This window comes from Lentilactobacillus parafarraginis DSM 18390 = JCM 14109 (assembly GCF_001435895.1).
Classification (GTDB): domain Bacteria; phylum Bacillota; class Bacilli; order Lactobacillales; family Lactobacillaceae; genus Lentilactobacillus; species Lentilactobacillus parafarraginis.
This window is the reverse complement of sequence record NZ_AZFZ01000001.1, coordinates 37,268-55,531: the sequence shown is the minus strand read 5'-3', so window position 1 is coordinate 55,531 and position 18,264 is coordinate 37,268. Positions and strand designations below refer to the sequence as shown.

20 protein-coding genes are annotated in these 18,264 nt (G+C 46.9%); all 20 read left to right on the top strand.

Annotation, left to right across the window (positions count from 1 at the left end; all coding sequences use genetic code 11):
• Nucleotides 1-8: 8 nt before the first annotated feature.
• The 20 genes from FD47_RS00260 to FD47_RS00165 all read left to right on the top strand — a co-directional run bounded on the left by FD47_RS00260 (nt 9) and on the right by FD47_RS00165 (nt 18,159).
• Nucleotides 9-1,013: a diacylglycerol kinase gene (locus FD47_RS00260; protein WP_054732105.1), complete on the top strand. Its 1,005-nt coding sequence runs from the start codon at nt 9-11 to the stop codon at nt 1,011-1,013.
• An 80-nt stretch (nt 1,014-1,093) separates the two neighbouring features.
• Nucleotides 1,094-2,476 (top strand): 23S rRNA (uracil(1939)-C(5))-methyltransferase RlmD, encoded by a 1,383-nt coding sequence (gene rlmD, locus FD47_RS00255; RefSeq protein ID WP_054732106.1) that lies wholly within the window; start codon nt 1,094-1,096, stop codon nt 2,474-2,476.
• 575 nt (nt 2,477-3,051) lie between these two features.
• Nucleotides 3,052-4,251, top strand: a complete 1,200-nt coding sequence (locus tag FD47_RS00250; protein WP_008211892.1) for a quaternary amine ABC transporter ATP-binding protein — start codon at nt 3,052-3,054, stop codon at nt 4,249-4,251.
• Nucleotides 4,244-5,095, top strand: coding sequence for an ABC transporter permease (locus FD47_RS00245; RefSeq protein WP_054732109.1), 852 nt, complete (start codon nt 4,244-4,246; stop codon nt 5,093-5,095). Before FD47_RS00250 ends, FD47_RS00245 begins: the two co-directional genes overlap by 8 nt.
• A 12-nt stretch (nt 5,096-5,107) precedes the next feature.
• On the top strand, nt 5,108-6,010 hold the full coding sequence (locus FD47_RS00240; protein ID WP_054732111.1) for a glycine betaine ABC transporter substrate-binding protein: 903 nt from the start codon (nt 5,108-5,110) through the stop codon (nt 6,008-6,010).
• A gap of 582 nt (nt 6,011-6,592) precedes the next feature.
• Nucleotides 6,593-7,039: a 3-hydroxyacyl-ACP dehydratase FabZ gene (gene fabZ / locus FD47_RS00235; protein ID WP_008211905.1), complete on the top strand. Its 447-nt coding sequence runs from the start codon at nt 6,593-6,595 to the stop codon at nt 7,037-7,039.
• A gap of 27 nt (nt 7,040-7,066) precedes the next feature.
• Nucleotides 7,067-7,534: a MarR family winged helix-turn-helix transcriptional regulator gene (locus FD47_RS00230; protein ID WP_008211907.1), complete on the top strand. Its 468-nt coding sequence runs from the start codon at nt 7,067-7,069 to the stop codon at nt 7,532-7,534.
• Nucleotides 7,531-8,514 (top strand): beta-ketoacyl-ACP synthase III, encoded by a 984-nt coding sequence (locus FD47_RS00225; protein ID WP_054732113.1) that lies wholly within the window; start codon nt 7,531-7,533, stop codon nt 8,512-8,514. Before FD47_RS00230 ends, FD47_RS00225 begins: the two co-directional genes overlap by 4 nt.
• Before the next feature lie 72 nt (nt 8,515-8,586).
• Nucleotides 8,587-8,826: an acyl carrier protein gene (locus tag FD47_RS00220; RefSeq protein ID WP_008211909.1), complete on the top strand. Its 240-nt coding sequence runs from the start codon at nt 8,587-8,589 to the stop codon at nt 8,824-8,826.
• Between the two features lie 12 nt (nt 8,827-8,838).
• The gene (locus FD47_RS00215; protein WP_008211910.1) at nt 8,839-9,756 is read left to right on the top strand and encodes an ACP S-malonyltransferase; all 918 of its coding nucleotides are present in this window, start codon (nt 8,839-8,841) and stop codon (nt 9,754-9,756) included.
• Complete coding sequence (gene fabG / locus FD47_RS00210) at nt 9,756-10,484, top strand: 3-oxoacyl-ACP reductase FabG (RefSeq protein WP_056979902.1); 729 nt, start codon at nt 9,756-9,758, stop codon at nt 10,482-10,484. The genes FD47_RS00215 and fabG overlap by 1 nt, the downstream gene beginning before the upstream one ends.
• An 18-nt stretch (nt 10,485-10,502) precedes the next feature.
• On the top strand, nt 10,503-11,732 hold the full coding sequence (fabF, locus tag FD47_RS00205) for a beta-ketoacyl-ACP synthase II (protein ID WP_054732115.1): 1,230 nt from the start codon (nt 10,503-10,505) through the stop codon (nt 11,730-11,732).
• A 2-nt stretch (nt 11,733-11,734) separates the two neighbouring features.
• Nucleotides 11,735-12,208 (top strand): acetyl-CoA carboxylase biotin carboxyl carrier protein, encoded by a 474-nt coding sequence (accB, locus tag FD47_RS00200; RefSeq protein ID WP_056979901.1) that lies wholly within the window; start codon nt 11,735-11,737, stop codon nt 12,206-12,208.
• 4 nt (nt 12,209-12,212) lie between these two features.
• Nucleotides 12,213-12,629, top strand: coding sequence for a 3-hydroxyacyl-ACP dehydratase FabZ family protein (locus tag FD47_RS00195; protein ID WP_054732118.1), 417 nt, complete (start codon nt 12,213-12,215; stop codon nt 12,627-12,629).
• 69 nt (nt 12,630-12,698) lie between these two features.
• Nucleotides 12,699-14,078: an acetyl-CoA carboxylase biotin carboxylase subunit gene (locus tag FD47_RS00190; RefSeq protein ID WP_056979900.1), complete on the top strand. Its 1,380-nt coding sequence runs from the start codon at nt 12,699-12,701 to the stop codon at nt 14,076-14,078.
• Nucleotides 14,059-14,904: an acetyl-CoA carboxylase carboxyltransferase subunit beta gene (locus tag FD47_RS00185; RefSeq protein ID WP_054732120.1), complete on the top strand. Its 846-nt coding sequence runs from the start codon at nt 14,059-14,061 to the stop codon at nt 14,902-14,904. The genes FD47_RS00190 and FD47_RS00185 overlap by 20 nt, the downstream gene beginning before the upstream one ends.
• A complete protein-coding gene (gene accA / locus FD47_RS00180; RefSeq protein ID WP_056979899.1) occupies nt 14,894-15,664 on the top strand; it encodes a carboxyltransferase subunit alpha in 771 nt (256 codons plus the stop codon). Before FD47_RS00185 ends, accA begins: the two co-directional genes overlap by 11 nt.
• Nucleotides 15,665-15,690: 26 nt before the next feature.
• The gene (gene fabI, locus FD47_RS00175; protein ID WP_054732122.1) at nt 15,691-16,449 is read left to right on the top strand and encodes an enoyl-ACP reductase FabI; all 759 of its coding nucleotides are present in this window, start codon (nt 15,691-15,693) and stop codon (nt 16,447-16,449) included.
• A gap of 46 nt (nt 16,450-16,495) precedes the next feature.
• Nucleotides 16,496-17,488: a biotin--[acetyl-CoA-carboxylase] ligase gene (locus tag FD47_RS00170; RefSeq protein WP_054732124.1), complete on the top strand. Its 993-nt coding sequence runs from the start codon at nt 16,496-16,498 to the stop codon at nt 17,486-17,488.
• 134 nt (nt 17,489-17,622) lie between these two features.
• Complete coding sequence (locus tag FD47_RS00165) at nt 17,623-18,159, top strand: biotin transporter BioY (protein ID WP_056979898.1); 537 nt, start codon at nt 17,623-17,625, stop codon at nt 18,157-18,159.
• The last annotated feature ends 105 nt before the right edge of the window (nt 18,160-18,264 follow it).

The window sequence follows — 18,264 nt, the reverse complement described above, 5'->3', positions numbered from 1 at the left end:
AGGTTGTTATGCGAAAACGGGCAAGAGTGATTTACAACCCTACGTCAGGTAGGGAAATATTAAAGCAAAAAATGGTGGATATTCTGGATGTGTTTGAACACGCAGGATACGAAACCAGTGCATTTGCCACAACCCCGGAGAAGGATTCGGCTAAGAATGAAGCCCAACGAGTTGCCAAAGACGGGTTTGAATTAGTGGTTGCTGCTGGCGGTGATGGGACAATCAATGAAGTCGTTAATGGGATCGCACCATTAAAAAAACGGCCATTGATGGCGGTCATTCCAGCCGGAACAACCAATGATTATGCTCGGGCACTTCACATTCCGCGGGAAGACCCGGTTGAAGCTGCAAAACTGATCTTCAAAAAGCAGACCATCAAAATGGACATCGGCCATGCCGGCGAAAATTACTTCATTAATATCGCTGCCGGCGGATTGCTGACCGAGTTGACTTATGATGTTCCTTCAGATTTAAAGACGTTCTTTGGATATTTAGCCTACCTGGTCAAGGGGGCTGAACTGTTACCGCGGATCAAACCAATTGACATGGATATCAAATACGACGATGGTGAGTTTAAGGGGAAGGCTTCCATGTTTTTCCTCGCGCTAACTAATTCGGTTGGGGGATTTGAACAGATTGTCCCCGATGCCTCTCTGGATGACGGCAAGTTCACGTTAATCATTGTCAAAACAAGTAATTTGGTTGAAATTCTGCACCTTGCTTCGAAGGTCATTAACGGCGGACGTCACGTTGACGATCCAAGAATTATTTATAAAAAGACCCGGAAAGTGACAGCTCGGCCTGCCAAAAATGGCGATCGAATGCTGATTAATCTTGATGGCGAATACGGTGGTGATGCGCCGATGACCTTTGTTGATCTCAAGCAACATATCACCTTTTTCGCCAATACTGATGAAATTCCGGATGACGCATACTCTGAAGAAACCATTGAGATGAAACAGGTTGAAAAGAACTTTATCAAAGGTGTTGACAAGTTGCCTGATAAAGAATAGTTTAATAGATTGATGAAAGAAATTGCGAAGCGAATTTTCGTCTCGCAATTTTTGTTTGCAGGTCAAAAATAGGTGAATAAATGAAAACACAAGTACCAGTACAAAAGAATAAACAGTACGACGTTGAAGTTTCGGATTTAACGTATCAAGGACTGGGCGTTGCTAAGATCGATGATTTTCCAATTTTTATTGAAGATGCGTTACCAACTGAACTTGTTACGATACTCATCACGAAGGTGAAGCGGAACTTTGCCTTTGCCAAGGCTCTAACGATCAAGCGGAAGAGTTCTGATCGGGTTGATCCGGTTGATGGGGCGTATACCCAAACTGGCATTGCGCCGTTACAGCATTTAGCTTATCCAGCTCAACTGACGTTTAAACAACATCAAATCCAAGTTGATTTTGATAAAATGAAAGTGCCCGTTGAGGTTGCGCCAACCATCGGGATGGACAAACCCTTTCAATATCGGAATAAAGCGCAAATCCCCGTGAGAATGATTAACGGCAAACTCCAAACCGGTTTTTACCGCAAGCACTCCCATAGCTTAGTACCAATTGAGGATTTCTATATTCAGGATCCGAAAATTGACGAAGCCGTTGTGGTTGTTCGTGATATTCTTCGCAAATTTGGGATCCAACCTTACGATGAGGAGACTCACAAAGGGGTTATCCGAAATATCATGGTTCGTCGGGGCCACTATTCTCATGAAATGATGATCGTCCTGATTACTCGGTCGCGAAAGCTGCCGAGCCAGGCAGAAATCATCACCGAAATTATGGATCAGCTTTCGGAAGTTAAGAGCATTGTTCAAAACATTAATTCTAAAAATACCAATGCGATTATGGGAACTCGAAATATTGTCCTCTATGGTAAGGGGACGATTACTGATCAACTAATGGGATTGGATTTCGAAATTTCGCCGAATTCCTTTTACCAGGTCAATCCAACTCAAACCGAGAAGCTTTATCAGCTGGCCATTGAAAAAGCGGAATTGTCCAAGGACGACGTTGTGATTGACGCCTACTGTGGGATTGGGACAATTTCGCTGTCGCTGGCAAAAGTTGTTCGAAAAGTTTACGGTGTCGAAATTGTTCCCGAAGCCATTGAAGACGCTAAACGAAACGCTAGAATCAACCACATTAAGAATTGTAAGTTCGTGACCGCTAAAGCTGAAGACCAGTTGGCAAAATGGCAACAAGATGGTTTGGATCCCGATGTGATCGTGGTTGACCCGCCTCGTAAGGGGTTGGATGAATCATTAATCGACAGTGTCGCAGAAATGGGTCCTAAGCGCCTGGTTTACGTGTCCTGCAATCCAGCAACCCTTGCCAGAGATGCGCGGCTGTTAACCGCTAAGGGTTATCAAATTAACCAGCCAATTCAGCCGGTTGATCAGTTCCCCCAAACGGTCCATGTGGAATCAATTACCGTTTTTGAACGTGAAGATTCAGTGACAGATTAAATCAAATAATTAACGAGTGTGATGGTAGGCGATTATTCCGTGTTTTGGAATGGTCGTCTATTTTGTCCATGAGCGTGATCAAGAAAGTAAATCGTGGCGCTGTCGGGATCTGGTAGTCGGGGCAGGATTCATTTTTTAGGGGACCTTTAATCGGCGTCGCATTTATCGATGGTTGCTGGTAATCGCCAATCTGTTTTATCCCGCGGTGATTGAAAGAAGAATTTTCCGGCTCAAAGTGAAATCAAATTTGAAGCATGAAATTTGCAATCTCCGAAATTTTATTATAAAAAATATTCCTTTTTAATTATAACGGTTCAAAACCCTTATTTATCACCGATCATCACGATACGGTGGCTTTCGGAAGCAAAAAGGTGATGAAACCGGTTTAATGATTGGTGGTAACCTGCTGAGGCAATCTTTTTTCAGTTCCGTCAGGACGGCATTCCAACGAGGTAAATGTTTGAATCAAAACCGAATTTTTGTTACGGTAGAATAGTTATAATTTTTACGAAACCCGATATGACACCCCCTACGAGTGCCATTTTTTATCGGGTTATCGCGATGAGGAGGATCACATGACAGAAAAATTAAAAGTAGAACATCTTACCAAAATTTTTGGCAGAAGGATCCAAAAAGCCCAGGAATTACTTAATGAAGGTAAATCAAAAGCTGAAATTTTAAATGCCGTTGGGGCCACGGTCGGGGTTAACAACGCCTCTTTCACAGTTAATGATGGTGAAATATTCGTGATCATGGGACTTTCCGGAAGTGGTAAGTCCACGATTATTCGCATGATCAATCGGCTCATTGAACCGACTTCGGGGAAGATTTCCATTGACGGTGATGACCTGACCAAACTCGATAAGAAAGAGCTTCTTAACGTTCGGCGCAAAAAAATGAGTATGGTTTTTCAGAACTTTGCCCTCTTTCCGAACAGAACGATCGTTGAAAACACGGCGTACGGTTTGGAAATTCAGGGAGTCGATAAAGATACGCGAATTAAAAAGGCCCACGATGCCCTTGAACTGGTTGGGCTTCATGGGTACGACAACCAGTATCCAACCCAATTATCTGGTGGGATGCAACAACGAGTTGGCCTTGCCAGAGCGCTGGCCAATGATTCGCAGATCTTATTGATGGACGAGGCGTTTTCTGCCCTAGATCCGTTAAATCGTAAGGACATGCAGGATGAACTCCTGGATCTTCAGGAAAATCTGCATAAGACCATCGTTTTCATTTCTCATGATTTAAACGAAGCACTGCGGATTGGCGATCGCATCATGATCATGAAGGACGGGGAAGTTGTTCAGATTGGGACGCCTGAAGAGATTCTGACGCAGCCTGCTGACGAGTATGTTGAACGGTTTATTGAGGATGTTGATCGGACCAAGGTGCTGACCGCGGCAAACGTTATGATCCGCCCGAACACGGTGAACATTGACAAGGATGGGCCGCGGATTGCGATGCGGCGGATGCTTGAAAATGAAATTTCATCGGTCTACGTCGTTAATAATAAGCGGGAGTTTATCGGAATTGTGGATGCCAGCCACGTGATGGATTTAATCCGCCAAAAGGTCACGAAGTTGGACTCGGTTGTTCAAAAGGATGTGCCGACGACGAAACCTGATACACCAATTACCACAATTATGGAAAAGATTTCTGAAACGTCAATTCCGTTTGCGGTTGTTGACGATCAAAAACATTTATTGGGAATTATCATCCGGGGCGCCGTCCTTGGAGCAATTTCCGGAAACGAGGTGAATGCCGATGCCTAACATTCCACAAATCCCAGTTGCTGACTGGGTCAATCATTTTGTTAACTGGTTGGAAGGATTTACCGGCTTCTTCAATGCCATCACCAACTTTATTGGTGGGATCATCAATGGTTTTCAATGGATTTTTGATCTGATTCCAATTTGGCTGTTTATTGTGCTAGTGATTGGCGGCACATACTGGCTCAATCGTAAGACCAAGCATTGGACACTGATTGGGTTTGAATTAATTGGCCTGTTATATGTTTGGAACCAAGGTTACTGGCGGGACATGACCCAGACACTGACATTGGTATTGACTTCAAGCTTGATCGCGCTGGTTATTGGGGTTCCGCTGGGAATTTGGATGGCAAAATCCAAGACGGTTGAAGTGATTGTCAAGCCAATTCTTGACTTCATGCAAACCATGCCAGCCTTTGTTTATTTGATCCCAGCGGTTGCCTTCTTCGGCATCGGGATGGTTCCCGGTGTCATTGCGTCAGTCATTTTCGCAATGCCGCCAACAATTCGAATGACCAACTTGGGAATTCGCCAGGTACCTGCTGATTTAATTGAAGCGGCCGATTCCTATGGATCGACTTCTTGGCAAAAACTCATTAAGGTGCAGTTGCCGCTTGCCAAGTCGACGTTGATGGCCGGGGTCAACCAAAGTATGATGCTGTCGTTGTCGATGGTTGTGATTGCGTCAATGATTGGTGCCATGGGTCTTGGAAACAAGGTTTACTTCGCCGTTGGTCGAAACGACGCCGGAAGCGGATTTGCCGCCGGCTTGGCGATTGTGATCTTGGCAATCATCCTGGATCGAATCACCCAAGCGATTAATCGGAGCAAAACACCCAAAGCTTAGAAGGGAGTCAAAATGAAGAAAATTAATTTAAAATTATTTGGCTTTATTTCGGTCCTCTTTTCAATCGTGCTGCTCTCAGGCTGTGCCAGCCAACAGGCTAAGTACAATCCCAAAGAACCGGTTGGTAAGCAAATCAACTACACAATCACCGGGATTGAAGCTGGTGCCGGTGAGATGGCGACCACGCAGAAAGCAATGAAAGCCTACGGACTGGATAAGGGAAATTGGCAGCTGCAAACCAGTTCCACGGCAGCCATGCTGTCAACACTGGGTAAGTCGATCCGATATAAAACGCCAATTGTCATTACCGGTTGGACGCCGCACTGGATGTTCACAAAGTATAAATTGAAGTTCTTGAAGGATCCCAAAAACATCTACGGGAAAACCGAGCATATCAACACGATTGTTCGAAAGGGCTTGAAACAGGACAAACCAGAGGCCTATCAGCTTTTGAACCGCTTTAATTGGCGGCCGAAACAGATGTCTTCAGTCATGTTAAAGGTTAATCACGGTGAAAGCCCGAGGAAAGCTGCTAATGATTGGATTCGCGAAAATCGTCAGCAGGTTGATTCGTGGACTAAGGGGATTAAACACGTTCATGGCCAATCCATCAAGTTAACTTACGTTGCCTGGGATTCAGAAATTGCGTCAACCAACGTTGTTGCTAACGTGCTTCGGTCATTGGGATATAAAGTAACCATCCAAGCGATGGAGCTTCAGCCAATGTGGACGTCAATTGCCACCAAGGCAGCTGACGGAACGGTTAGTGCCTGGCTGCCAAACACGCAGGGCCTTTACTATAATGACTTTAAGGGCCGCTTCGATGATCTGGGAACCAATTTGAATGGTGCCAAGGTTGGCCTGGCAGTTCCAACGTATATGAAAAATGTTAATTCAATCGAAGATTTGAAGTAGTAACAGAAAGGGCCATTTTGTTGACAGCGCGTCGACGGAGTGGCTTTTTGTGATTTCAACCCATTGTCAAAAGCGGTTTTGCGAGAAATGGTTAGAATATGCCGATTTTCTTACCATGCAAAGGAGAAATCGCCCGGATGTAACGACCACTGATATTTCCAAGCTTGATGAACAAACAATGAAACTTCATAATCCGCCGCGGCTGGGATCAAGCATTTCTTGAAGGTTGAAATTTGCGGACCTGCTAAAGCCACCATCACGCCGTATCAGTCATTCAACGATCCATGGGCCTGCTCTTCGCGATCTTAGGCGCCATTCTTTGGTCATCAAGGTAAGTAAAGAAAACTTTTTCTCATTTTTTTGAGAATCCGCTTTATTTCCCAAGGTATCGGGGTTTTAATAACGTGAATTTAAGTTCTCATTCGAAAGGTAGTTTGATAATCAAACTATTTTAGTATATGATGTGTCTTGTTCAATTAATGAACGACGTGATGGCCATTTTTTGACAGTTTTTTTAAATAAATAGTTTGATAATCAAACTATTATTTGTTTCATCAGTTTGTTGCTGAAAGGAAGAAACCAATGAGTGTATTAGATGCTTCGGAAATTATGGATTTGATTCCCAACCGTTATCCGATCCTGTTTATGGACCGGGTTGATGAACTCAATCCTGGAGAGTCGATTGTTTGTACCAAGAACGTCACGATTAACGAAGAGTTTTTTCAGGGGCATTTCCCTGGGAATCCCGTTATGCCAGGGGTCTTAATTATCGAATCGTTAGCCCAGGCGGCGTCAATTCTGATTTTAAAGACCGAAAAGTACCTCGGCAAGACTGCCTATCTTGGTTCAATTGATAATGCTAAGTTTAGAAAAGTTGTTCGTCCCGGCGACGTTTTGAAATTGCACGTTGATATGGAAAAACAGCGTGACAACATGGGCAAGGTAAAGTGTGAAGCCAAGGTTGACGATAAAGTTGCCTGCTCGGCGACACTGAGTTTCATTGTGCCGGATCCCAAAAAGAAAATTTAAGTCGTCTCAGAAACTAGGAGAAAACCAATGAATGCTACGAGTGATGAAATTAAAGCTGACTACAACTTTATCAGCGATGCGCTAATCGACATTTATGACCAGATTATGCGAATTGAAGAAAGCGAGATTCGAAAGAGTCGTTTTAAGGACATCACTGCAAAAGAGTTGCATTTGGTTCATACGATCGGCCTACACGACCGGAAAACGACGTCGGAAGTCGCCCGGATTCTCCGCTTGAGTAAGGGAACCCTTACGGCAAATTTAAATAATTTGGAACGGAAGGGCTACATCACCCGGATTACCAACCTTCAGGATCGGCGAATCATCAACCTTGCGCTAACAAGTAAGGGGCGGCTGCTGTATCGGGCCCACTACGCGTTTCACCGAAAACTCGTTGAGCAGTGTCTCAAGGGATTCGGGGGTGCCGATATTAAAAAAATGAAACAGGCATTGTTAAATGTCGAAGATTTTATTGGCGAGGTCTCATCAAAATGAAGTTTGAAGATTTCAAAATTATGGCAACGGCCGCCGCGGTTCCCGACCACGTTGTTGACAATGATCAATTGTCAACGATGATGGATACATCCGATGAGTGGATCACCCAGAGAACCGGCATTAAGCGGCGGCACATTGCTACTCATGAAACCACCAGCTCGCTGGGGACAGCCGTTGCCAATCAGCTGCTGAAAAAGAGCGGCTTAATGGCTCGAGACATTGACCTGATTGTGGTCGCGACAATGTCACCAGATTATCTGACTCCGGCTACGGCCGCAATCGTGCAGGGAAACCTGGGGGCGGATAACGCGGTTGCAATGGATCTTGACGCTGCTTGTTCGGGGTTCGTCTATGGCCTCAAAGTGGTTCGCCAGATGTTGATGGGCGATCAACGCAAACACGCGATTTTAATCGGTGGGGAAACGCTCAGTAAACTGATTGATTGGCATGACCGGTCGACCGCCGTCCTGTTTGGCGACGGTGCTGGCGGTGTTCTAATTGAAAATGCCGAGAAGTCCGCCGGATCGTTTCGGGCCGAAGACTTGAAGACACTTGGCAGCATGGGACAGTACCTGACGGCTGGCCAAACCGGTCAGCCGACACCGTTCACCAAGGATCAGACCGCTACCAACCCGTTCTTTAAAATGAACGGGCGGCGGGTTTATCGGTTCGCGGTTAATGAAGTCCCCCAATCCATTAACCGGGCTTTGGCCCAAGCTTCTCTAAGCGTTGCCGACATCGATCATTTTGTGCTTCATCAGGCCAATAGTCGAATTGTTGAGCGGATTGCGGCGACGCTGAATGTGGCACCGGAAAAATTTCCCGTCAACATCGATGAGTATGGCAATACCGCCGCGGCCAGCGAGCCGATTTTGCTGAACCAGCTGGTCAAAGACGGGATTATCAAGCGCGGTGATGTCATTGCGCTGTCGGGATTTGGCGGCGGCTTAACGGTCGGCACCATGATCTTGACGTATTAACTTGTGTTTCACGCACCACTTAAAAGGGTTCAAAAAACTAAAAACTAACATTAAATTCGGAGGAATTACAAAATGACTAAAGAAGAAGTATTCAACCAAGTAAAGAATATCGTGGTAGACCAATTGGACGTTGACGCAGACAAAATTAAGGAAGATACCAACTTCAAGAATGATTTGGATCTTGACAGCTTGGACATCTTTGAAGTTGTTGACAAAATTGAAGATACTTACGACATCGAAATCGAAACCGATGATGGCATGGAAACGGTTGACGATTTGGTAAACTACGTTTTGAAGCAAAAAGCTGAATAGTGGGTTGATATTTTGAAACTAAGTTATTTATTTAGCGGCCAAGGCAAGCAGTTTGCCGGGATGGGCCAGGATATTTATCAGCAAGAATCGATCTACCGCGACACCATTGAAGAGGCCTCTGATATTTTACACTTGGACCTTCGCAATCCAGACGTGATGAGCGATCCTAAGAATACGCAGGTCGCAATTGTGACGATGAGCACCGGGATTTACCGCATCCTTGAAAAAGATGTTGGGGCCCCCATCGGCGCTGCCGGCCTGAGCTTAGGCGAATATAGTGCGCTGATCGCCGCCCGCGGAATTCAATTTGAAGATGCATTGCCATTGGTTCACGATCGCAGTCAATATATGGACCGGGCTGGACAAAACCATCCCGGAAAAATGGCCGCCGTGCTAAAGGCCAATCCCGATATTGTCCGGGAAGCTTGTCGTGTGGGTTCACAGGCCGGCGAGATTTATCCGGCTAACTACAACACAACTTCTCAAATTGTGATTGGCGGTTCGGAAGCGGGCCTTGCTGCCGCAACTGATTTTCTGCATGAACACGGGATTAAACGGGTGGTACCGCTCAAGATGACGGTTGCCTCCCACACCCCGTTTATGCAGGAAGCCAGCGATTTGTTGGCTGACCGGGTTGTCAATGTCGCATTTCATGATTTTAAATTCCCGGTTATCAGTAACACGACTAAGCAGCCGTTCGAACTGGCACACGTGAAGCAGACGTTGGTTGATCAACTGGTCAACCCAACGTATTTCGTCGACTGTCTGCAAGCCCTTCACAACCTTGATAGTCAGGCAATGATCGAGATCGGCCCTGGCGATACGTTGATGAAGTTCGCGTTGAAATCAATTCCCAACGTCCAGGCCTACCACGTGGATAGCGTGGCAACCCTAAACGAAGTAAGAACAAACATGAAGTTGGTGAAATAATGAGTGAGAAACAAGTAGCGTTAGTTACCGGTGCTGCCAAAGGAATCGGGTTGGCAATCGCCAGTCGATTGCTTCACGATGGCTTTTCGGTGATCATCAATAGTCATCATCCGTTAAGTGATGAGGTGAAGCAACAGTTGGCTGAGTTTTCCGATCAGTACATTAATGTGGTCGGTGACGTTGTTGACGAAGATGACGCTAAATCAATGATTGACACGGCCGTTGAAACCTATGGCCAACTTGACGTGCTGGTGAATAATGCCGGCATCACCAAAGATAAATTGTTGAGTCGCTTAAGCCTTGAAGATTTCAAAGCGGTTCTAGATACCAATTTAGTTGGCGCGTTTAACATGACTAAGTTTGCCATGAAGGTGATGCAAAAGGCGCGATCCGGCGCAATTGTGAACATTTCAAGTATTTCAGGGCTTCACGGAAACTTAGGTCAGGCCAACTACTCGGCCAGCAAAGCCGGCCTTGTGGGCTTAACCAAAACGGCTGCTCGTGAAGGCACACTGCGAAACATTCGCGCAAATGCGGTTGCTCCCGGCATGATCCGCACGGCCATGACTGAAAAGATGAGTGATCGCCGGCAGAAAGAATTTGCCGACCAGATTCCGTTGAAACGTTTTGGTGAGGCTGATGAAATTGCTGATACGGTCGCATTCTTGATTCACAATCAATACATCACCGGGCAGGTTGTTACCGTTGATGGCGGCCTGACGATCTAGGAGTAAAGGAGACATTTCATGAACAGAGTAGTTGTTACCGGAATGGGAGCCGTTACCCCCATCGGAAATGATGTTGAGACATTTTTAACCAACCTCTTTAATTCAAAGGTTGGGATTAATAAGATTACAAAGTTTGATTCTGAACCGACCGGAATTACGGTTGCTGGTGAAGTCAAAGACTTTGAACCAACCAAACGGGTGGATAAGAAATTTGCCAAACGGAACGATCTTTTCTGTACTTACGCGCTGTATTCAGCCAAGGAAGCAATGGAAGATGCTGGCTTGGACGAAACCAACGTTGCCCCCGAGGACTTGGGGGTCATCTATGGCTCCGGAATTGGTGGCCTGACAACTATCGAGCAGCAGGTCATTAAGATGCATGATAAGGGACCTAAGCGGGTGTCCCCACTCTTTGTGCCGGATTCAATCATTAATATGGCCGCCGGAAACATTTCAATTGCTTTTAACGCCCAAAATACCAGCCAGGCAATCGTAACTGCCTGTTCTTCAGGAACCAACGCGATCGGCAATGCTTTTGAGCAGATTAAGCTCGGTAAGGCTAAAGTCATGATTACCGGTGGTACCGAGGCCTCAGTCAATGAAATTGGGATCTCTGGATTTGCTTCACTGACCGCTTTATCAAAGGCCGAGGACCCAACAAAGGCTTCGATTCCGTTTGATAAGGATCGAAACGGCTTCGTAATGGGGGAAGGTTCAGGCACCTTAATTCTTGAAGATTACGATCATGCGAAACAGCGTGGTGCCAAAATTTTGGCTGAAATTGTCGGTTACGGAACTACCAGTGACGCTTACCACATGACTGCCCCTGATCCAGAAGGTAAGGGTGCCAAGCGGGCCATGCAGATGGCCATTGACGAAGCTGGCGTTGCCGCAGAAGACGTTGATTATATTAATGCCCACGGGACTAGTACCCATGCAAACGACAGTGCTGAGTCAAAAGCCATTAGTGAGGTCTTCTCAACTAACGATCACGTGAAGGTCAGCAGCACCAAAGGCATGACCGGTCATGCACTGGGCGCAGCCGGCGCGATTGAAGCCGTTGCCACGATCGGGGCCATTCAACGTAACCAGATGCCGGTTAACGTTGGGGTGCAGCACCAAGATGAAGAATGCACCGTCAACCTGGTTAATGATGACAATAAAAAGGCACCCGTTAACGTCGCAATCAGTAATTCATTTGGTTTTGGAGGCCATAATGCGGTGATTGCATTTAAGGGATGTGACTAATAATGGACGAGAAAGAGATTGAACGTTTATTAGAGAAGTTTGATAAATCAACACTTAAAGATTTTAAGCTGAGTCAGGACGACTTTCAGTTGGCGTTCAGCAAGCGAGAAGCTGCTGAACCGGATCAAACACCGCAGCCAACTGAAGTTGTTACCAGTAATGGGACACGGCCTGTACAAAACGGTCAGGAGCAACAATCCCAGACCACTACCAGTGGCCAACCAGTCGACGACAACGTTGCCGAAATCACGGCACCGCTAGTGGGCGTGATCTACTTTGCGCCAAGTCCGGATAAACCGGTTTTCAAAAAACAGGGAGATCAGGTAAAGAAGGGCGACGTCGTCTGTGTGATTGAAGCGATGAAGATGATTAATGAGGTTAAGAGCGACGTCACCGGAACGATTTCAAACGTGTTGGTCAAGGATGGCAGCATGGTTGAATATGGTCAGCCGCTATTTCAAGTAACGAAGGGGTAATCAGATGAAACCAGAAGTAAATGACATGATTCCACAGCGCTATCCCTTTCAAATGATTGACCGGTTCTTGGATGTTGAACCTGGAAAATCCGCCGAGGCGGTTAAGTTAATTTCAATTAACGAATGGTTCTTTGAGAATCAAAAACCCGGGCAACTAGTGGTGCCCAGACCAATCATGATTGAAGCGATGGCCCAAACCGGGGTTGCCGCAATTTTGAGTCTGTCTGAGTATCACGGCAAAAATGTGTTCTTTGGCGGCATCAAGAATGCCACCTTCAGCGACGATTTTCGGCCGGGTGACAAGTTGATCTTTAATGTGGAAATGAAGAAGCTCCGGATGAACATCGGCCTTGGTCACGGTAAAATTACGCGTGACGGTCAGGTGATTACTGAAGCTGACCTCATCTTTGCCGTTGAATAGCAGCGGGGCGGTTTTGCCGCCTAGATTTGATTGAACAGTAATTTGTAACTCGTTACGAGAGGTGAGCGTATGTTTAAAAAAGTATTAGTGGCAAATCGTGGCGAAATTGCGGTTCAGATTATTCGGGCCCTTCATGATCTGAATATTGAAGCGGTTGCGGTTTATTCAAGTGCTGACAAGGATAGTTTGTTTGTTCATTTAGCGGATGAAGCGATCTGCATTGGCGGTCCCCAGCCCGGGGATTCCTATCTGAACATGACGCAGATTATCAGTGCGGCAACGTTAACTGGCTGTCAAGCCATTCATCCCGGATATGGATTTTTGTCCGAAAATGCCGAGTTCGCGCAGCTATGCGAAACTTGCCATATTAAATTTATTGGCCCCAGTCACCAGTTAATTTCATTAATGGGTGATAAGGCCAATGCGAGAGAAGCAATGAAGTCTGCCGGCGTGCCCGTCATTCCTGGCAGTGAAGGGGACGTGACGTCGATTGCCCAGGCTGAGAAAGTCGCTGAGCGCATTGGGTTCCCAGTATTATTGAAGTCAGCTGCCGGTGGCGGTGGCAAGGGAATTCGCGAGGTTGATCGCCCTGATCAGCTGCGCGACGCTTTTGCTCAGGCGCAACGGGAAGCTCGCGCGTCATTTGACGACGACAGTATGTACGTGGAAAAGCTGATTCGGCACGCCAAACACGTTGAGATGCAGGTGATCGCCGATGAATTTGGTCACGTGGTTTACCTCCCGGAGCGGGATTGTTCACTACAGCGAAATCATCAAAAGGTGATTGAAGAAAGCCCCTGCGTCTTGATTTCTGCCGCTGAACGCCAAAAGCTCGGTGAAATTGTCGCCAATGCCACCCTGAAGTTGGGATATACCAACACGGGCACCTACGAATTTCTCATGGATGATGATCATCACTTTTACTTTATGGAAATGAACACGCGCCTTCAGGTTGAGCATACGATTACCGAAGAGGTGACCGGCATTGAACTGGTTAAGGGTCAATTGGAAGTTGCCAGTGGTGAAGCACTTTCCTTTACCCAAGAAGACGCAGCCGTTAAGGGACATGCACTGGAATGCCGTTTAAATGCCGAGGATCCGGACCACAACTTTGCTCCGCAGCCGGGAAAGATTACCCATTTATTCTTCCCAGATGGGTCGCTGGGCGTCCGGATTGACTCTGGCGTGACTAACGGCAGCTTCATTTCGCCATTTTACGATTCAATGATTGCCAAGCTGATTGTTCATTTGAACAATCGTGACGCCGTCATTTCCAAAATGAAACGGGTATTAGGTGAGCTCGAAATTACTGGGGTAACGACGAATCAGTCGTTCCTGTATGATTTGATTGCCACCGACCAATTTAACCAAGGAACCTACTCAACCAGCTTCATTGAAAACGACGTCCTTAATAACGGGAGGGGATTAGATGCTGCAAAGTCGGTTTAAGATGCCGAGCCGGGAAGAATTGAAGAAGCGGATGGACAACATCCCCGACAATATTATGAAGGAATGTCCGGTTTGTCATTCAACGTTCTTTTCGATGCGCGCCGGCAAGCAGCGAACTTGTCCGAACTGTGGCTTTGGATTTCGAATTACTGCCAAACGCCGGGCAAAAATTACCTTTGACTCCTTTGAGGAATTGGATAGTGATGTCACCGTTCCCAAGCAGTATACCGATGAAAAGTATATGGCCAAAGTTGCCAAGGCAAAGAAGGTCACCGGCATTAAGGAAAGCGTGCTGACTGGAATCGGGACGCTTGCTAAGATGAAGGTTGCTGTCGGGATTATGGATCCGTTCTTTGTAATGGGAAGCCTGGGCAGCGCAACTGGTGAGAAGATTGTCCGCTTATTTGAACGGGCAACTCGTGATCAATTGCCGGTGGTGATGTTTACCGCTTCAGGCGGGGCCCGGATGCAGGAAGGAATCAATTCCTTGATGCAGATGGCTAAAGTTTCTCAGGCCGTCGAAGCCCACAGTAAAGCCGGTCTATTTTACCTGGTTGTTCTGTGCGATCCAACAACCGGTGGGGTGACGGCCAGCTTCGCGATGCAGGGCGACATTATTTTGGCAGAGTCCCACGCGTTGGTTGGGTTTGCCGGTCGGCGCGTGATTGAGCAGACAATTATGAAACAGCCGCCAAAGGATTTTCAGCGAGCTGAAACCGTGATTCAACACGGCTTCATCGACGCCATTGTTCCCAGAAGCGACATGAAAAAGACGTTAACCAACCTGTTATCCTTACATACAAAGGAGAACGCGAATGGCGAATAAAACAGCTTATGAACGGGTCACCGCTGCTCGGAGTCCCAAAAAAATGACCACTGATGAACTAATATCAGGATTAATTTCCAACTTTTTCGAACTTCATGGCGACCGGTCTGATGGGGATGATCAGGCCGTCATTGGCGGCGTTGGCCGGTTAAATGATCAGCCGATTACGGTTGTGGGCATTCGAAAAGGCACCGACACGGAGGAAAATATCAAGCGCCACTTTGGCAGTCCGGAACCAGAAGGCTACCGGAAGGCGTTGCGTTTGATGAAGCAAGCAGAAAAGTTTCACCGGCCAATTTTGGCACTGGTGAACACGCCGGGGGCCTGGCCGGATGTTGATGCCGAATATCACGGCATTGGCTCGGCAATTGCCCAGTGCTTACAAGTCGGCATGCAGTTACGGGTGCCATACATTAGTATCATTGTTGGTGAAGGCGGCAGTGGCGGCGCAATTGCTCTGGCGTGTGGCGATCGGGTCTTCATGTTTGAAGACAGCATTTATTCCGTGCTATCTCCGGAAGGTTACGCAAGCATTATGTGGAAGGATTCGGCAAAGGTTAAAGAGGCCGCCGAAGCGCTGAAATTGACCCCGGAATGGTTATTGAAAACTGGTATTATTGATCAAATTATTCACGAATACCATTCTGGCGACGATTTGGAGCCGTTACGGGACTTTTTAGCTAATCAATTTAATGAATTAAAGAATCTGCCCGTTGATGAATTAATGCGTCAACGCCATAACCGTTATCGTAAGTTCTAGTGAAAATTAATTTGGAGGCCGAAATGATGAGTGGCTTTTTAGATGGAAAAACAATTGTAATTATGGGTGTTGCCAACAAGCGCAGCATCGCATGGGGATGTACCCAAGCGATTTTGGACCAGGGTGCCAACGTGATTCTGACGTATCAAAATGATCGAATTAAGAAGAGCCTTGAGCGCTTCGTGCCCGAAGATTCCGAATTGGTTGAATGTGACGTTTCAGATGACAAGAACATTGAAAAGGCGTTTGCAGAAATCGGGGAAAAGCACGGGAAAATTGATGGCGTGATTCACGCGATTGCCTATGCGGATAAGGACACGTTGACGTCGGGCTTAGTGAATACGACCCGTGACGGGTATGATTTGGCTCAAAACATTAGTGCTTACTCACTGATTGCGGTGAGTCGCTATGCCAAACCATTCTTGACCAATCCCGGAAGTATCTTGACGTTGACCTACTTTGGGTCAACCCGGGCAATTCCGAACTACAACATGATGGGGGTTGCCAAGGCTGCCCTCGAATCAAGCGTCCGCTATTTAGCATCTGATCTAGGGGATGCCGGTGTTCGCGTTAACGCCATTTCTGCTGGCGCGGTTAAGACACTGGCCGTTACCGGAATCAAGCACCATGGGGAACTCCTGAAGGAATCTCAATCACGAACCGTTGATCAGAAGAGTGTGACCACCGCAGAAATCGGCAATGTTGCCGCCTTCTTGATGAGTGATTTGGCAACTGGGATGACTGGCGATATTGTGTATGTTGATAAGGGTGTTCACTTAATTTAAAATTTATGGGAAAAGTCGCCGATCGAGAAGAAGAGGGAATGCTGAAGTGTCAGACTATCAATCACAAATTCTACATGAGCTTCTCAGATGCGATCGGCGATACGTTTCCGGTAATGATCTCGCAAAAAAGCTCAATATCAGTCGGCCGGCTGTCTACCATAATATCCTTAAATTGGAACGTCAGGGCCACACCATTATCACCAAGAAGGGACTGGGGTACGCTTACAAATTCTCGAGTACCTTTGACCCCCAGGTGATTGCCCACCACCGACTAACCACATTTCCGGTGGATGTGAAGTGCTTTAAAACCCTGACCTCGACGAATGACTATGCAAAGGCGTATAGTTCGACCTATCCGCTGGCCAAGCCGGTGGTGTTTGTGACTGATACGCAAACCCGCGGCCACGGCCGTTTAGGCAGGCGTTTTTATTCACCTCCTCAGACCGGGATCTATATGAGCGTTCTGATCCCGCTGCAGGACCGGCGAGAAATTCACTCCGGCCTAATTACCACTGGGACGGCGGTCTGCGTGATCCAGACGCTGCAGCATTTTTTCCCGGAAGTTGATTTTCGGGTAAAATGGGTGAATGACATTCTGGTGCACCATCGAAAATGTGGCGGCATTTTAACCGAAGCCATTTCCAGTTTGGAAGATGGGGTTCACGAAAACGTGATCGTCGGCATCGGTCTCAACGTTAGTTCCAGTGACTTTCCCTGTGATATTCGGGACAAGGCTGGCGCGGTCGTCCGGCAAAGTAACGTGGATCGTAATCAGATTGTGGCTGGAATCATTGATAACTTTTTCTATATGTATCAGACATATCATACCGGCCAGTTCTTGCCGGAATATGCTAAATTATCCGAAACTCTGGGTCAAAAAGTTGAGATTATCATGGGCAATCAGACCATCGTCGGCACGGCGATCCGGTTTAACGATCAGGGAGCTTTAGTGGTTCAGCAAGAAAATGGCCTGCAGGTCACCGTTAGCAGTGGTGAGGTTAAAAAAGTTTTCATGCCAAACAGTCACTATCATGGCTAATCAATTGCGCTTGATTGTGAATCAGTTTGTTAGTGATGGGCGCTGAGACAAAAGCATCGATTGTCTTAATGGCGTTATCCCACCATGGTAGCGAACCATTTTTTCTCTCACTCGCGATTTTATTGGAGGTTTACGTGAAAATTCATGACATGACTCAAGTTGCTCTGATGACGGCAGTGATCATCATTCTCGGGTTGATTCCGCCGATCCCACTGGCTTTTGTCCCGGTACCAATTGTCTTGCAGAACCTCGGGATTATGATTGCCAGCATCGTCTTGGGACCAAAACGGGGAACCATCGCCGTCGGATTATTTCTGTTACTCGCCCTACTTGGGTTTCCAATTCTAAGCGGCGGCCAAGCGGGACCGGCCGTCTTTGTGGGTCCCACGGCTGGCTATTTAATTGGTTGGCTGCTAACGCCGGCATTTATCGCCAGTGTCAACGCGAGTGCGTTCATGCATCATCCCGGTCGTCAGGCAGTGGGGACCTGGATTGGGGCCGTTCTTCTGGTTGACATTCTCGGCTCCCTTTGGCTGATAATTGGCTCGGGGATGCCTTGGCTGCCAGCGGTAATGGCCAATCTGGCCTTTATCCCCGGCGATACGCTCAAAGTAGCTGTTGCCGTTATCGTGGGGCAGCGGGTGCGAATTCCAAGAATTAATCGGGTATAAGGACTTAAAATAAATTAATAAAAGTAAGCGATCCACCAGTCAAACCATTGTTGGTTACTGGTGGGTCGCTTGTTTTACGAGAATTGGTTAATCACGCTTCGATTT

Bases quoted from the DNA above. Each gene is read 5' to 3' on its own strand.
- FD47_RS00260 (WP_054732105.1), top strand. From the start codon at position 9: ATGCGAAAACGGGCAAGAGTGATTTACAACCCTACGTCAGGTAGGGAA.
- rlmD (WP_054732106.1), top strand. From the start codon at position 1,094: ATGAAAACACAAGTACCAGTACAAAAGAATAAACAGTACGACGTTGAA.
- FD47_RS00250 (WP_008211892.1), top strand. From the start codon at position 3,052: ATGACAGAAAAATTAAAAGTAGAACATCTTACCAAAATTTTTGGCAGA.
- FD47_RS00245 (WP_054732109.1), top strand. From the start codon at position 4,244: ATGCCTAACATTCCACAAATCCCAGTTGCTGACTGGGTCAATCATTTT.
- FD47_RS00240 (WP_054732111.1), top strand. From the start codon at position 5,108: ATGAAGAAAATTAATTTAAAATTATTTGGCTTTATTTCGGTCCTCTTT.
- fabZ (WP_008211905.1), top strand. From the start codon at position 6,593: ATGAGTGTATTAGATGCTTCGGAAATTATGGATTTGATTCCCAACCGT.
- FD47_RS00230 (WP_008211907.1), top strand. From the start codon at position 7,067: ATGAATGCTACGAGTGATGAAATTAAAGCTGACTACAACTTTATCAGC.
- FD47_RS00225 (WP_054732113.1), top strand. From the start codon at position 7,531: ATGAAGTTTGAAGATTTCAAAATTATGGCAACGGCCGCCGCGGTTCCC.
- FD47_RS00220 (WP_008211909.1), top strand. From the start codon at position 8,587: ATGACTAAAGAAGAAGTATTCAACCAAGTAAAGAATATCGTGGTAGAC.
- fabG (WP_056979902.1), top strand. From the start codon at position 9,756: ATGAGTGAGAAACAAGTAGCGTTAGTTACCGGTGCTGCCAAAGGAATC.
- fabF (WP_054732115.1), top strand. From the start codon at position 10,503: ATGAACAGAGTAGTTGTTACCGGAATGGGAGCCGTTACCCCCATCGGA.
- accB (WP_056979901.1), top strand. From the start codon at position 11,735: ATGGACGAGAAAGAGATTGAACGTTTATTAGAGAAGTTTGATAAATCA.
- FD47_RS00195 (WP_054732118.1), top strand. From the start codon at position 12,213: ATGAAACCAGAAGTAAATGACATGATTCCACAGCGCTATCCCTTTCAA.
- FD47_RS00190 (WP_056979900.1), top strand. From the start codon at position 12,699: ATGTTTAAAAAAGTATTAGTGGCAAATCGTGGCGAAATTGCGGTTCAG.
- FD47_RS00185 (WP_054732120.1), top strand. From the start codon at position 14,059: ATGCTGCAAAGTCGGTTTAAGATGCCGAGCCGGGAAGAATTGAAGAAG.
- accA (WP_056979899.1), top strand. From the start codon at position 14,894: ATGGCGAATAAAACAGCTTATGAACGGGTCACCGCTGCTCGGAGTCCC.
- fabI (WP_054732122.1), top strand. From the start codon at position 15,691: ATGAGTGGCTTTTTAGATGGAAAAACAATTGTAATTATGGGTGTTGCC.